This window comes from Bacillus sp. NS1, from assembly GCF_058248265.1.
This window is the reverse complement of record NZ_JBZAZF010000004.1, coordinates 207,612-223,443: the sequence shown is the minus strand read 5'-3', so window position 1 is coordinate 223,443 and position 15,832 is coordinate 207,612. Positions and strand designations below refer to the sequence as shown.

The 15,832-nt window shown below is 44.8% G+C and carries 8 protein-coding genes and 1 pseudogene; 5 read left to right on the top strand and 4 right to left on the bottom strand.

Annotation, left to right across the window (positions count from 1 at the left end):
• Together AC4CV5_RS16760 and AC4CV5_RS16755 are read left to right on the top strand one after the other, a co-directional pair.
• Nucleotides 1–6,429, top strand: coding sequence for an HAD-IIIC family phosphatase (locus tag AC4CV5_RS16760; protein ID WP_490923321.1), 6,429 nt, complete (start codon nucleotides 1–3; stop codon nucleotides 6,427–6,429).
• Entirely contained in the window at nucleotides 6,422–7,423 is a 1,002-nt protein-coding gene (locus tag AC4CV5_RS16755; RefSeq protein WP_003240104.1) for a phosphotransferase enzyme family protein, read from the top strand. Before AC4CV5_RS16760 ends, AC4CV5_RS16755 begins: the two co-directional genes overlap by 8 nt.
• Before the next feature lie 69 nt (nucleotides 7,424–7,492).
• Here AC4CV5_RS16755 and AC4CV5_RS16750 read toward each other — a convergent pair whose 3' ends face one another.
• The 3 genes from AC4CV5_RS16750 to putP all read right to left on the bottom strand — a co-directional run bounded on the left by AC4CV5_RS16750 (nucleotide 7,493) and on the right by putP (nucleotide 11,267).
• A complete protein-coding gene (locus tag AC4CV5_RS16750; protein ID WP_490923320.1) occupies nucleotides 7,493–8,872 on the bottom strand; it encodes an alkaline phosphatase in 1,380 nt (459 codons plus the stop codon).
• A gap of 112 nt (nucleotides 8,873–8,984) precedes the next feature.
• Nucleotides 8,985–9,683 carry an MgtC/SapB family protein gene (locus tag AC4CV5_RS16745; RefSeq protein ID WP_248602517.1) on the bottom strand — a complete coding sequence of 233 codons (699 nt, stop codon included), beginning with the start codon at nucleotides 9,681–9,683 and terminating at the stop codon, nucleotides 8,985–8,987.
• Nucleotides 9,684–9,788: 105 nt separating this feature from the next.
• A complete protein-coding gene (putP, locus tag AC4CV5_RS16740) occupies nucleotides 9,789–11,267 on the bottom strand; it encodes a sodium/proline symporter PutP (protein WP_326222503.1) in 1,479 nt (492 codons plus the stop codon).
• Between the two features lie 413 nt (nucleotides 11,268–11,680).
• Here putP and gatC point away from each other — a divergent pair, with 413 nt between their 5' ends.
• Genes gatC through gatB form a run of 3 tightly spaced genes read left to right on the top strand, consistent with a single transcriptional unit; the run spans nucleotide 11,681 to nucleotide 14,888 of the window.
• Nucleotides 11,681–11,971, top strand: a complete 291-nt coding sequence (gene gatC, locus AC4CV5_RS16735) for an Asp-tRNA(Asn)/Glu-tRNA(Gln) amidotransferase subunit GatC (protein WP_003219442.1) — start codon at nucleotides 11,681–11,683, stop codon at nucleotides 11,969–11,971.
• Between the two features lie 15 nt (nucleotides 11,972–11,986).
• Nucleotides 11,987–13,444 carry an Asp-tRNA(Asn)/Glu-tRNA(Gln) amidotransferase subunit GatA gene (gatA, locus tag AC4CV5_RS16730; protein WP_003242878.1) on the top strand — a complete coding sequence of 486 codons (1,458 nt, stop codon included), beginning with the start codon at nucleotides 11,987–11,989 and terminating at the stop codon, nucleotides 13,442–13,444.
• 13 nt (nucleotides 13,445–13,457) lie between these two features.
• Complete coding sequence (gene gatB, locus AC4CV5_RS16725; protein ID WP_003219444.1) at nucleotides 13,458–14,888, top strand: Asp-tRNA(Asn)/Glu-tRNA(Gln) amidotransferase subunit GatB; 1,431 nt, start codon at nucleotides 13,458–13,460, stop codon at nucleotides 14,886–14,888.
• Here gatB and AC4CV5_RS16720 read toward each other — a convergent pair.
• Nucleotides 14,885–15,773 (bottom strand): annotated as a pseudogene (locus tag AC4CV5_RS16720) (TetR/AcrR family transcriptional regulator). The gene gatB and the pseudogene AC4CV5_RS16720 overlap by 4 nt on opposite strands.
• Nucleotides 15,774–15,832: the final 59 nt, after the last annotated feature.

The following is a 15,832-nucleotide window of genomic DNA, read 5'->3' as shown; positions in this document are numbered from 1 at the left end:
ATGAGTAATTCTCATTATGCGAATCATGGAGCTGAAATTGCGGTAATCGGTATGGCAGGCCGATTTCCGGGAGCAAAAAACATGCAGGAGTTTTGGAGCAATTTAAAAAATGCGAAAGAGACGATTTCTTTTTTCACTGATGAGGAGCTGAGAGAAGAGGGCGTTAATGAAGAGCTGCTGAATGATCCGCGATTTGTCAAAGCAAAAGGAATTGTGGAGGATGTAGATCTGTTTGATGCCGGCTTCTTTGATTATACGCCGAAGGAAGCTGCCATGATGGATCCGCAGTTCCGTATCTTTCATGAATGCGTGTGGACCGCCTTGGAAGATGCCGGCTACGATCCTTTCACTTACAAAGGGCAGATCGGTCTTTATACCGGAGCTGGCCTCAATGCAGAATGGGTGCTGAGGGCTCTTCAGGGGGCAAAGTCTGGAGAAGACTCAAAGACGCTGGAAACAGCTGTTTTGAATATGAGAGATTACATGGCAACACTTATTTCTTATAAGCTTAACCTGAAAGGGCCGAGCATGATGGTGCAGACTGCTTGCTCAACCTCGATGGTTTCTATTCACCTTGCTGCTCAGGCTTTGTTAAATGGGGACTGCCATATGGCGGTTGCAGGCGGAGTCTCTATCCGCCTCCCGCAAAAATCCGGGTATCTCTACCAAGAAGGTATGATCCATTCTCCAGACGGGCATTGCCGCGTCTTTGATGATGAGGCGGCAGGCACAGTATTTGGAGACGGGGCAGGAGCGGTCATTTTGAAAACGCTTGAAGATGCTGAAGCAGACGGAGATCATATTTATGCTGTAATAAAAGGTACTGCGATCAATAATGACGGCAGCAGAAAGGTTGGATATACAGCGCCGAGCACCAAAGGCCAGGTAACAGCTATCAAAACAGCCTTGCACATGGCCGAGGTGGAGCCTGAAACCATTACCTATGTCGAGGCTCACGGCACAGGGACGACACTTGGTGATCCGATAGAAATTGAAGCATTAAAACAAGCTTACCAAACGGACCGTCGCGGCTACTGCAGAATTGGTTCTGTCAAATCCAACATCGGTCATTTAAATGATGCGTCTGGTGTGGCTGGATTTATGAAAGCAGTTCTAAGCTTAAAGCATAAAGTGATTCCGCCGACTCTGAATTTCGAAAAGCCAAACGCCAAAATCGATTTTGAGCAATCACCATTTGTCGTCAATACGAAACTCACCCCTTGGGAAGAAAATGAGTTCCCGCGCAGAGCGGGTGTTAGCTCATTTGGCATTGGGGGAACAAATGCCCATGTCATATTAGAGGAAGCGCCGGCACAGCAAAAAGCAGCGGAAAGACATGACGCTGAACTCTTATTGCTGTCAGCCAAAACACCGGCCGCTTTAAACAACATGACAGACCGGCTGTCAAACTATTTTGTGAAAAATCCGCATGCCAATTTGGCAGCCGCGGCATATACCCTCAAAGTAGGGCGTCATTCGTTTCCTTATAAAAAAGCGATTGTGTCAGCGGATGTGCCTGAGCTTCTTCAGGCTATTCATGAAAATGACTATGAGTCTGTTAAAACCGGCAGCTCTCAATCTGCAAGCCGGCCCGTTGTTTTTCTTTTTCCGGGACAGGGGGCGCAGTATGTTGATATGGCTAAAGGGCTTTACGATACTGTACCCATTTTTAAAGAAGAGCTCGATGCCTGTTTTGACATATTAAAAAATCATATGGACACAGATCCGCGTACGGTGCTTTTCTCTGACAATAATCAGCATGATGCAAAACTGATTAACCAAACTGAATATACGCAGCCTCTGCTGTTCTGTATCGAATATTCACTTGCAAAAATGCTGATCCACTGGGGAATTAAGCCGAAAGCAATGGCGGGACACAGCATCGGTGAATATACGGCTGCAGCCATTTCGGGTGTGCTCTCATTGGAAGATGCTCTTGACATCGTCAGCTATCGAGGGGCTGCACTCCAAAATCTGCCGTCCGGTTCTATGCTTAGCGTTTCCTTAAGCGAAGCAGACATCAAACCGTATACAGACGGAACCATTTCAATCGCTGCTGTGAATGCATCGGATTCATGTGTTGTATCAGGAGAATCAAGTGCGATTGATGCATTGGAAAGGAAGCTGAACGCGGAAGGACACAGCTGCAGAAAGCTTCATACATCACATGCCTTCCATTCGTATATGATGGAACCGGTTTTAGAAAGCATGAAACAAAAGCTCTCAGCCTATCAATTTAAAAAACAAAAGATCCCGTTTGTCTCAAATGTAACAGGAGACTGGATCACTGATGAGGAAGCTGGAGATCCGTCATATTGGGCTGATCATTTGCGGGGGACCGTCAGATTTATGAACTGCGCAAAACGCTTAAAAGAAGAGCTGGATCCAATTTTTATAGAGGTCGGCCCTGGAAATGCACTGCGTTCGTTTGTCAGCAAATTGTATCAGGCAGAGGACAAGCAGCACATTGCAATCCAGCTGATGAGGCATCCAAAGGAGGCAGCTTCTGATTACCGTTACTTGCTGAGCAGACTGGGTGAGATGTGGCTGCACGGGGTGCCGGTCGATTGGACAGCTTTTTATGATCAGGAGCAATGCCAGCTTATTCCGCTTCCAACGTATCCTTTCGAAAGAGAAAGATATTGGATTGGCCGGACAAATGAACAGTCGGGAACACCGGTGGCAGAAAATTTTCAGCTTTTGGTTCCTGAGCAAGCAAATGACGGGCAGACAGCGGATACAGAATCAGATGTTCAATTTAATGAGACAGAGGCGGTCTTGGCTGCTATGTGGAAGGACATTCTCGGAGTCAAACGTGTCACATTAGATACCCATTTCTTTGAAACAGGCGGGCATTCATTGAACGCCACTGGTCTGATTTCCCGCATTCACAAGGAATTTGGAGCGGAGCTTACGCTAAGCGACGTGTTCCAGCACCCGACAATCCGTGCGCTTGCCGCACTTATTGAGCGCTCTGACCGAAATCAATATACATCCATTCAGCCTTCAGAGAAAAAAGACGTATACAGGCTGTCAGCGGCACAGCGGAGAACGTATTTGATTCATCAGAGAATCGGGCAAGTCACCACATATAACATGCCGATGGCTCTTTTGTGCTTCGGAAAAATTGATGCCGCCCACTTCGAGGATACATTCAAAAAGCTGATCGAAAGGCATGAAACACTGCGTACAACGTTTGAAATTAAGGATGGAGAACCTGTGCAGAGAATCCATCAGAACTTTGATTTTTCGATCGAACAAACCGAAGCGAAAATGGATGAGCTTGATGACGAAATCAGTTCATTTATACGGCCATTTGATCTTAAGGTCTCTCCATTAATTCGGGTGAAATTCGTCAAAATTGAGGAAGAAAAACATGCGTTGCTTGTTGATATGCATAATATTGTGGCGGACGGCGCCTCGATGAATATTTTTATAAAAGAATTTACCCAATTATATAGAGGGGAACAGCTCCCGGAAAAAATCATTCAGTATAAAGATTATGCGGAGTGGCAGCAGACATTTTTTAATAGTGACATGTTTAAACGCCAAAAAGAGTATTGGCTGAAGCAGCTTGAGGGTGAAGTGCCTGTGCTGAATATGCCTCTTGATTATGAACGAAAAGAACAAAGCTTTTTAGGCAGGGCAATTAAGTTTACAATCCCGCCTCGTGTTTTAGAAAAGCTTGAGAAAATCGGAGAGGCGCAGCAGCTGACCAACAATGTCATGCTGTTTCAGCTATATGCCATGCTTTTGTCCAGCTATACAAAACAGCAGGAGCTGATGATTGGGTCATTGGTGGCAGGCCGGCGTCATGCGGATATTGAGAATACGATCGGCATGTTTACTAACTTTTTGCCGATCAAAATTCATTTGAATCCTGAAGAGTCGTTTGCCGGCAACCTTCAACACACAAAACAAACTCTGCTTGAAGCTTATGACCATCAGGATTATCCATACGATCAAATGGCAGAAGCGCTGCAGCCGGTGATCAAGCCAAACCGCAACCCTTTCTTTGATACCATGCTGATCTATCATAATGAGTATGACCCGAATATAAAAATAGAGGCTGGCGGATTAACATTTGAAACATACGAATTCGCAAAGGGCATTTCAAAGCTTGATATGAAAATGGACGTCGTGAAGGAAGTGACGGGAGAGCTTAAATGTGTGCTTCAATACAACCGGTCGCTTTTCACTCATGAATCCATGCAGGCATTTGTTTCTCATTTTATCTCTCTTGCTGAAAAAGCTGCAGAAGAGCCTGAAAAACGCATAAAGGACATTCCGGTGCTGAGCCAAAAAGAGCAGGAAGAGGCCGAGCGGAAAAGGGAGAGAGAGTCAAACCGAGTCATCTCGTGCCCATTAACCATTTGTTCTAATTTTACGGCTGATCCGGTTGTGCCTTACCTAAAATGGTGGGGCGAACAGTTTGATATCAATCTAGATTTAAAGCTGTCTCCTTACGGTCAGGTGTTTCAAGAATTGCTTAATGAAGAAAGCTTGCTGTCACGGCAAAAAAACGGTGCCAATCTGCTGTTGATTCGCCTTGAGGATATGGCGGGGGATTCGGGTCTTTCTTTGGAAGAAAGAATGGCTCACGTTCAATATAATTCAGATGAACTGCTCGCCATCATGAAACAAAAGAAAAAGGAAGTGCCTTATTTCATTGGCTTGCTGCCGCTGGAAAATGTGAAAGAGCAGGAGCTCCGGGACATCCTTGTGCAATCCCAGCAGAATTGGATCGCGCAGCTTGCTGGAGAAACGGATATACATTTGATTGATCTCCGCCAGCTGCATCAAACATACCAGCTTGATGCCATATTTGATCCGCAAAGTGAAAGAGCGGCAAGAATACCGTTTACTGAAGAATTTTATGCGGCGATGGGAACACGGGTGGCACGTGAGTTTGCAGCATGGCTCAAACCGCCATTTAAAGCGGCCGCCATCGATTGTGACGGCACTTTGTGGAGCGGTACCGTGTCTGAAGCTGGTGCGGAAGGAGTCATTATTACTCCTGCCCACCGAGCGCTGCAGCAATTTTTAAAGAAGAAACAAGAAGAGGGTCTGCTCCTTGTGCTTTCAAGCAGAAATAATGAAGAAGACGTCTGGAATGTGTTTGAACGTCATCCAGATATGATTTTGAAGAAAGAGGACTTTGTCCTGTCACGCATTAATTGGAATGAGAAAGCCAGAAACATGAAAGAAATGGCCGATGAGCTGAACATTTCAGTGGATCGGTTCATATTCTTAGATGATGATCCGGCTCAATGCCTGGAAATGAACGAACGCCTGCCAGAGGTTCTGACCTTGCTTCTGCCGTCTGATACAGATTCTATTCCGATGTTCTTAGAACATGTCTGGGCATTTGACAGATTCAGAGTGACAGAAGCTGATCAAAAGCGCACGGAACGATATTTGGCCGCGCAAGAAAGAAAAATAGATTTGAATACGTCCCGTTCGCTTGAAGAATTTCTTTCCGGCTTACACCTGCGTATCGCCTTGACTGAGATGACAGAAGAGCATTTGCCGCGAGTTGCTCAAATGAGTGCGAGAATTAATCAGTTCAATATGAATCCGTCAGTCTATCGTGAGGAGCAGCTTGCCCAGCGGCTCAATACGGACGGCCATATCGGCTGGATCGTTGAAGCAGCGGACAGATTCAGTGATGAAGGCATCGTCGGTGCAATCATGGGAATCCGAACAGAAGATTCATTAAAGCTAGATACTTTTCTGCTCAGCTGCCGCGCACTAGGCAAAGGAATTGAACATAAAGTGCTGTCAGGCCTTGCTTCATATGCACGGGATAAACAGCTTGCGACGTTGTCCTTGAAGTATAAGAAATCAGAAAAGAACCGGGCTTTTTCTGAGTTTTTGGCTGAGCATTGCTTTAAGGAAGAGGCAGGCCCGTTAAAAACGATTTATCACATATCCGTCGATGAGGTAGAGGATCAAAGCGGACATATCGAATGGGCGTCCTCTTTACAACCCGCGCCTCGCAAAAAGGCGAAAGTGATTGCTGATGGCGTATTGCAATCCGCTTTAATGGAAAACACAAACGCTCATTGGGAAGTGCTGCATGCTGAAAAATCCTTGCATTCTCCATATTTAATGGCCTTAGATACCAATCAGCCGGAGCATTTGCGGGCTCTGTTAGTGAAGGAACATGTAGGAGCTGAAACAGAAGATAGCGGACCGGAGACAGAACAGCAAAAAATCCTCTCGGATATTTGGAAGGAAATTCTCCACTTGGATTATGTAGGAATTGACAACGATTTCTTTGATTTGGGAGGAAATTCGCTGCTCGCTGTCAAAATGGAAGTAGAGATGGAAAAGAAAGGCTGGTATGTTGATGATTTGAATCTTGCGAAAAAACACACGATAAGGGAATTGTCTAAATATATGAAGAGGGAGAATCAGCATGCATAAAGACATTAAAGCAATATTTGATGAAGAAAAGGTTTTGGCAGAAGCTGCCGTTATATATGGATTTACTAGAGATCAAGTGCAGTTTTTAGCGGATGCGGAAAACTATGTGTATGAGTTTGCCAAAGACAATGAATCTTATATTTTAAAGATTACACACACGATTCGCCGGTCGCCGGATTATATTATGGGAGAGATGGAATGGCTCCATCATCTTGCTGAAGGCGGGCTTTCAGTCGCCAAACCAATCCCGTCGTTAAACGGTAAGGATGTTGAGGAAGTGCCGGACGGAAACGGCGGAGCATTTTTATTGAGAGTGTATGAAAAGGCGCCGGGTCATAAAGTAGACGAATCTGAGTGGAACGAAACCCTATTTTTCGAGCTTGGCAGATATACAGGGAAGATGCACAGCCTGACAAAAAGCTATAAACTGAGCAATCCTAGATTTAAAAGACAAGAGTGGGATGAAGAAGAGCAGTTGAAGCTCAGAAAATATGTCCCTGAAGATCAGACAAAGGTTTTTCAGCAGGCGGACGATTTAATGAATGAGTTGCGGCAACTGCCAAAAAACCGTGACAGCTACGGCCTTGTTCACGCAGATCTTCACCATGGTAATTTTAACTGGGATCATGGGAAGATCACTACATTTGATTTTGATGATATCGGGTACAACTGGTTTGTGAATGATATCAGCATTCTCCTCTACAATGTACTTTGGTATCCAGTTGTTCCATATGAAAATAAAGCAGCCTTTACAGAAGAATTTATGACGCATTTTATGAAAGGGTACAGGGAGGAAAATGAAATTGCCGCCGAATGGCTCAAGAAAATCCCGGATTTCCTCCGCCTGCGCCATATGCTGATTTATGGATTGCTCCATCAAATGTTTGACCTTGATTCAATAGGAGAAGAAGAAAAAGAAATGCTGAAGGGATTCAGAAACGATATCGAAAATCAAACGCCGATAACCGAATTTGACTTTTCGAAGTTAGCTTAAGAAATTTGCGCCGATCCTTTCTGGGGCGGCGCTCCTTAATAAAAAACTCCGGCTGTGAGCCGGAGTTTTTTATTTTTGTTCTAAAATAGCAAAAATGTTTTTTGCCTGCTGCGTATTGTCGATAAGCCCCTTCCATTTTTCTTTTCCCGGACCATAAGCATAAACCGGTACGTCTTCCCCGGTGTGGGCTAACGTCGTCCAGCCTGAAAAAGACCGTTTATCAAAAATCAATTGAATGCTTTTTTGGACAGCAGCTATATTCGATTGTGAGGCTGCGTTTTTAACCTGATTGATCTCATTTTCCGTCAGCTTCATATCAATATAAGTGCTGAGCACTTTTTCGGCATCTTGGCCTTCAGCGATCTTCTCTGCCATATAGCCCGGCGTTTTTTTAGCGGCGATGATTGGGGAAGGATCCCATTTATAGCCGGTCTCGCGCGTCATTCCCTCTGCGCCGTAAGAGAACCCTCCTGTAGAGTGGTCAGCTGTAATAATAACAAGCGTTTCTTTATCTGTTTTCGCAAAATCCAGAGCAGCTTGAACACCTTTCTCGAAATCTTCCATTTCACTCAAAGCGCCCACCACGTCATTTTCATGGGCTGCATTGTCAATATTGCTTCCTTCCAGAAGCATAAAAAAACCGTTTTCGTTCTTCTGTAACTGGGTGAGTGCCGCTTCTGTCATGTCTTTTAGAGAAGGTGTACTGTTCTCTCTGTCAATTGATTTATCTAATTCTACTTCTCCAAACAGTCCGAGCAGCTTATCGTGCTGATTTTTTTTCAGGTCTTGCTTTGTGGTCACATAATGATAGCCATCTTTTTGGAATTCTTCAGCAAGATTTCGGTCATTGCGAATGAAATATTTCGCTCCGCCTCCCAGTAAAACATCAACCTTATGAGATCCATTAATCCGTTCATCATAGTATTGGTCAGCAATTTCAGTGTAGTTTTTCCGTGAGACGTTATGTACGCCGAAAGCAGCGGGAGTGGCGTCGGTTAAGTCCGAAGTCACGACGAAGCCGACGGACTTCTTTTTCTCTTTGGCAGCTTCTGTTACGCTTTTGAGCTGCTGATGATTGTTGTCTACAGCAATGGCGTCGTTATATGTTTTCGTTCCGGTTGCCATGGCGGTTGCTGCCGCCGAAGAGTCAGTAATATTGTCTCTGGGATCGTTAGGATGTGTCATCTGCATGCCTGTTAAATAAGAGTCCCATGCTGTTTGGACGGGAGTGTTCAGCTTTTCGCTTTTTAATGTCCTATAGCTGTTAATCATTGGCATACCCATTCCGTCTCCGATGATTAAGATAATATTTTTAGGATTCTTGCTGCTGCTCTTGGATGATTGAGATTGAGGAGGGGATATGAATTCTGTTATGGCAAAAATACTTAAGAAAGCAGTCAAAATGAGGGCGACAGTTACTGTAAACCGGGCTTTGGTAATGAGGAACATCTCCTTTTATTATATTTATTTACTAATATGTATTTTATTTGAAAGTAATAGAGACTTCAATGTTTTTTTCGATGACAGCGAAAAGCCAATGGGGTTCATGTCCCATTGGCTTTTATAATGTATCACACTTTACGCCGACTACGCCTTCAATGTCTTTAATGTCATAGTAGACATCGGTCGTGTACCTGTTTTTATGGACGCGGACCTTCACTTCCATAATCGGAAATTCCTTTTCGCCCAGGTCGTCGATCCGAACGGAGTGTGTTTTGATATCTTTACTTTTCATTTCTTTTAAAATCTCTGTCATTTTGTCTTTATCAGAAAGCGACATTCTGATGCGGATGTCTTTTTCCTGAAGGCGGTCGGGCCCGATTTTTCTGACCACCCATGGGAGAAACTCCACGCTGATCAGGATGAACAGAAGACTGGCAAACGCTTCTTTATAAAATCCGGCTCCCGTTGCCAGCCCGAGTCCTGCTGCCCCCCAGATCATAGCTGATGTCGTCAGGCCGGAAATGACATCGTTGCTTTTCCGCAAGATGACACCGGCTCCGATAAACCCGACGCCGGAGATGATTTGTGCCGGCAGACGCAGCGGATCCATCATGATGCGGTAGTATTTAGGGAAATGATATGCCGCATTAATACTGACGATCGTCAGCATGCATGAGCTGACGGCGATAACGATACAGGTTTTTAATCCGAGCGGCTTATTTTTTAATTCGCGCTCAAGCCCGATGACCATGCCAATCAAAGTGGCAATGCCCAGTTTTAATAATATATCAGGATCAATATACCAGCTCAACAGCAACTTCCCCCTTCTCTAAGGTGTTTTTAAATAAATATGATTTTCTCACAGTATTTATAGCAAAACAAGAGCACAAAAGCCACCAAGCGGTGCTTGATGGCTTATTGCTTACTTTTTGCGTTTTAACAGCTTTTCCATGACACCGAATAAACGGTAAGAGGCTTTTGCAGGACGTTTTGTAATCAAGCTTCCGATAATACCCGCAATCATACTCAGGAAAAATCCTGGAATCATTTCATAGATACCTGTAGAGTCAGCTAAACCAGTTGTAATCCAAATTAACACTGTCGCAGCCCCCACCACCATGGCAGAAAGGGCGCCCCATTCAGTCATCCGTTTCCAATACAGGCTCAGTAGAATGGCAGGCCCAAAAGCAGAACCGAATCCGGCCCACGCATAACCAACCAAATCAAGAATCGTGCTGCTTGGATTCAAGGACATGAGAATCGCAATGACCGCGATAATCAATACTGACAGCCGGCCGGCCATGACCAATTCTTTATCAGATGCTTCACGTCTGAAAAATGTCCGGTATAAATCCTCTGTCATTGCGCTCGCTGTGACCAGAAGCTGAGAAGAGATCGAACTCATAATGGCTGCTAAAATAGCAGAAAGCAAAAATCCCGTAATCAACGGATGGAACAATATTTTAGAAAAAATAATGAAAATCGTTTCAGGATCACTTACAGCAACTCCGAATTTATGTGCGTAAGCCACGCCGACTAAACCCGTTACGGTTGAACCGAGAATGGAGATGACCATCCAGCTCATACCGATTCTGCGCGCAGGTTTTAAATCTTTGATATGCTTAATCGCCATAAAACGGACGATGATATGAGGCTGGCCGTAGTAGCCTAAACCCCAGGCCAAATAAGAAATAATGCTAATGACGCTCGCGCCTTTAAAAACATCCAATAGCTTTGGGTCTACAGCTGTAACCTCATGCAAAGCAGGAGAAACGCCGCCCAGCTGGGTAAAAGCAACGATCGGCACAAGCACTAGTGCTGCAAACATAATCGCACCCTGTACAAAGTCAGTCAGACTGACAGCAAGGAAACCGCCAAACAGTGTATATAACACAACGACGCCTGCAGTCAGCAGGAGTCCAAGGGTATAATCGGCTCCAAAAGCAGATTCAAATAATCGTCCGCCCGATACCATACCTGAAGAAGTATACAGTGTGAAAAAGATCATAATGATTAAAGCTGATACAATTTTCAGCACTGACGAAGAATGCTGGAATCGTTTATCAAAGAAATCCGGAATCGTAATCGCGTCATCCGCCGCTTCTGTATAAGCTCTAAGACGGGGAGCCAAAAGAAGATAGTTCGAATACGCGCCAATTGTCAAACCGAGTGCAAGCCATAATGTCGACAAGCCTGTCGCAAACATTGCCCCTGGAATTCCCATCAGCATCCATCCGCTCATATCCGCCGCTCCGGCAGACAAAGCTGTGACAAACGGTCCGAGACCTCTTCCTCCAAGCATGTAATCGTTGATATCAGTTGTTTTCCTAAACGAGTACCAGCCGATTAACAGCATGGCAGTAAAGTAAATTCCTAACGATATAATAATTTCAATACTCACATTTTACCCTCTCTTCAGTTCTAATAATGTTGCATCACCTCTCAAATTGATGGTGCCAGTTAAGCAGCCTGGCGCAAGTGCAGCCCTAAAGTCATTCATTTGCAGGTGCACTTGTTAACTTAACCTAACAAAGTATTCCCGGCCATTCAAGCGATGAAACCTGGAGCAGCAGTGAGAAATACCATTGTAAACCTAGAAGGGACTAGTAGATAAAGCGCTTTCATAAATTAGTAAAAGTAAAAATATTCAGAAAAATATTTCGTTTCTCCTTTGCTTCTTTTTAGTATAAAATATATAGGGTATTGTCTCGAAAACACAGGCCTGTTCCAAGGCGTTTTGTTGCTTTAGAGGGCTTGTTTTTGATATGATCAGTATTATATGACTTAACGGAGAAATATGTGGAGGTGGATCATATGTCACGAATTTCAATAGAAGAAGTAAAGCACGTTGCGCACCTTGCAAGACTGGCGATTACTGAAGAAGAAGCAAAAATGTTCACTGAACAGCTTGACAGCATCATTTCATTTGCCGAGGAGCTTAATGAGGTTAACACAGACAATGTGGAGCCTACAACTCACGTGCTTAAAATGAAAAATGTCATGAGAGAAGATGAAGCGGGTAAAGGTCTTCCGGTTGAGGACGTTATGAAAAATGCGCCTGACCATAAAGACGGCTATATTCGTGTGCCATCAATTTTGGACTAAAGGAGGGACACAAGAATGTCATTATTTGATCATAAAATCACAGAATTAAAACAGCTCATACATAAAAAAGAGATTAAGATTTCTGATCTGGTTGACGAATCTTATAAACGCATCCAAGCGGTTGATGATAAGGTACAAGCCTTTTTGGCATTAGATGAAGAAAGAGCGCGCGCGTACGCGAAGGAGCTTGATGAAGCGGTTGACGGCCGTTCTGAGCACGGTCTTCTTTTTGGTATGCCGATCGGCGTAAAAGATAATATCGTAACAAAAGGGCTTCGCACAACTTGCTCCAGCAAAATTCTCGAAAACTTCGATCCGATCTACGATGCTACTGTTGTTCAGCGCCTTCAAGACGCTGAAGCGGTCACAATCGGGAAATTGAACATGGATGAATTCGCCATGGGATCATCTACTGAAAACTCAGCTTACAAGCTGACGAAAAACCCTTGGAATCTGGATACAGTTCCCGGCGGTTCAAGCGGCGGTTCAGCGGCTGCGGTTGCTGCGGGAGAAGTTCCGTTTTCTCTTGGATCTGACACAGGCGGTTCCATCCGTCAGCCGGCATCTTTCTGCGGCGTTGTCGGATTAAAGCCTACATACGGACGTGTATCCCGTTACGGGCTGGTCGCATTTGCGTCTTCATTAGACCAAATCGGGCCGATTACTCGTACGGTTGAGGACAACGCATTCTTGCTTCAAGCGATTTCCGGCGTAGACAAAATGGATTCCACGAGCGCAAATGTGGACGTGCCTGATTTTCTTTCTTCATTAACTGGCGACATCAAAGGACTGAAAATTGCGGTTCCGAAAGAATACCTTGGTGAAGGTGTCGGCAAAGAAGCGAGAGAATCTGTACTTGCTGCGCTGAAAGTTCTTGAAGGCCTCGGCGCTACATGGGAAGAAGTGTCTCTTCCGCACAGCAAATATGCGCTAGCGACATATTACCTGCTGTCATCTTCTGAAGCGTCAGCCAACCTTGCACGCTTTGACGGCATCCGCTACGGCTACCGTACAGACAACGCGGACAACCTGATCGACCTTTACAAGCAAACGCGCGCTGAAGGTTTCGGAAATGAAGTCAAACGCCGCATCATGCTCGGAACGTTCGCATTAAGCTCAGGCTACTACGATGCGTACTACAAAAAAGCGCAAAAAGTGCGTACTTTGATTAAGAAAGACTTCGAAGACGTATTTGAGAAATATGATGTTATTGTTGGACCGACTACACCAACACCTGCATTTAAAATCGGTGAGAACACGAAAGATCCGCTCACAATGTACGCAAACGATATCTTAACGATTCCGGTCAACCTTGCCGGCGTACCGGGAATCAGTGTGCCATGCGGATTAGCAGACGGACTTCCGCTCGGCCTGCAAATCATCGGAAAACACTTTGATGAAAGCACTGTATACCGTGTTGCCCATGCATTTGAACAAGCGACAGACCATCATAAAGCAAAACCTGAATTGTAAGGGGTGAAAAAAATTGAACTTTGAAACGGTAATTGGACTTGAAGTCCACGTTGAGTTAAAAACAAAATCAAAAATTTTCTCAAGCTCTCCAACGCCATTCGGCGCGGAGGCGAATACGCAGACAAGCGTCATTGACCTCGGATACCCGGGCGTCCTGCCTGTTCTGAACAAAGAAGCCGTTGAATTCGCAATGAAAGCAGCTATGGCGCTCAACTGTGAGATCGCAACGGATACGAAGTTTGACCGCAAAAACTATTTCTATCCGGACAACCCGAAAGCGTATCAGATTTCTCAATTTGATAAGCCAATCGGCGAAAACGGCTGGATCGAAATTGAAGTCGGCGGAAAAACAAAACGCATCGGCATCACACGTCTTCACCTTGAAGAAGATGCAGGAAAACTGACGCATACAGGCGACGGCTATTCTCTTGTTGACTTCAACCGCCAAGGAACGCCGCTTGTTGAGATCGTATCAGAGCCGGATATCCGCACGCCGGAAGAAGCGTACGCGTATCTTGAAAAGCTGAAGTCCATCATCCAATATACAGGCGTTTCTGATTGTAAAATGGAAGAAGGCTCACTTCGCTGTGACGCCAATATCTCTCTTCGTCCGATCGGCCAAGAGGAATTCGGCACAAAAACAGAATTGAAAAACTTGAACTCTTTTGCGTTTGTTCAAAAAGGCCTTGAGCATGAAGAAAAACGCCAGGAGCAGGTTCTTCTCTCCGGCGGCGTCATCCAGCAGGAAACTCGCCGTTATGATGAAGCAACGAAGAAAACCATTCTCATGCGTGTCAAAGAGGGATCTGACGACTACCGTTACTTCCCAGAGCCAGACCTTGTCGAGCTCTACATTGATGACGAATGGAAGGAACGCGTGAAAGCAAGCATTCCTGAGCTTCCGGATGAGCGCCGCAAGCGTTATATCGAAGAGCTTGGCTTGCCTGCATATGACGCGATGGTTCTGACACTGACAAAAGAAATGGCTGATTTCTTCGAAGAAACCGTTCAAAAAGGCGCTGAAGCCAAACAAGCATCTAACTGGCTAATGGGTGAAGTGTCAGCTTATCTAAATGCAGAGCAAAAAGAGCTTGCTGACGTAGCGCTGACACCTGAAGGCCTTGCCGGCATGATCAAGTTGATTGAAAAAGGAACCATTTCTTCTAAGATCGCGAAGAAAGTGTTTAAGGAATTGATTGAAAAAGGCGGCGACGCTGAGAAGATTGTGAAAGAGAAAGGCCTTGTTCAGATTTCTGACGAAGGTGTGCTTCTGAAGCTTGTCACAGAGGCGCTTGACAACAATCCTCAATCAATCGAAGACTTTAAAAACGGGAAAGACCGTGCGATCGGCTTCCTTGTCGGACAGATTATGAAAGCGTCCAAAGGACAAGCCAACCCGCCGATGGTCAACAAAATCCTGCTTGAAGAAATAAAAAAACGCTAATAAAAAGCAGCCCGCAGGGGCTGCTTTTTTTTACGGTCAAATCGAGATGAAGACAGAAATCAGGGTCCGAAGCTTTTCAACTTCTTTATCGGTGGTTCCGGTTAAATTGGACAGCATGCCTTTAATAATCGGCTTGCGCGGTTTAACCTGAGACAGTTCTTCCTCGATGACCTCCAGCGATACGGTGATATCCTCAGGCAGCGTGCTATTTTCTTTCACTTTCTGTATGTTCTCAAGCAGCTGGTCTTTTCCCGCAGACATCGGTCTGAAAATGTCTTTTGGCACAATTGGATTGAGGGTTGAACGGCTCAGTCCCTGTACGAGGTCATCCAGCCTCTCGATGATAAAGGCTGAGATTTCTTCTGCATCAATGTTGAGCTCTCCGTTAAATACCATCACATTCATATAGGAATGCACAATGCCTCTTGCCATAATGGAAAGGTCTGCGACGTACCGCTCGATTCCTTCGCCATAGGACGCCAGCAATGCGCTTCGGTACAGTTTATCCGTCTCCGCTGTTATGTTGTAAAAGTATTGCTTGATTTCTTGATTTTCCGGAACGATATTTTCGGTAAGCAAAAGAACGATAAAATCTTTATGAACACGAAAATCTTCAAATTGAGCGCCGATTTGCTTTTTTAATACTTCTTTAGGCGGGTTACCGGCGAGATCCTCTTCTATATTCTTCATTTTTTTCATAGACATGCCAATATAATATTCACAGGCAGATAACAGCAGCGCTTCTTTTGATTTGAAGTGCAAATAAAAAGCGCCCTTTGAGATGCCGCATTCACTGGCGATTTCCTGGATCGTCGTAGCTGCAAATCCTTTTTTCGCAAATAAATGAATGCTTGTTTTTATGATTTTCTCTTTTTTCTCATTCATGACGTGCTTCCCCTTAATCCTTGAAAAATTTAGTAAAATTTTCTGGTATATGAGTTGAC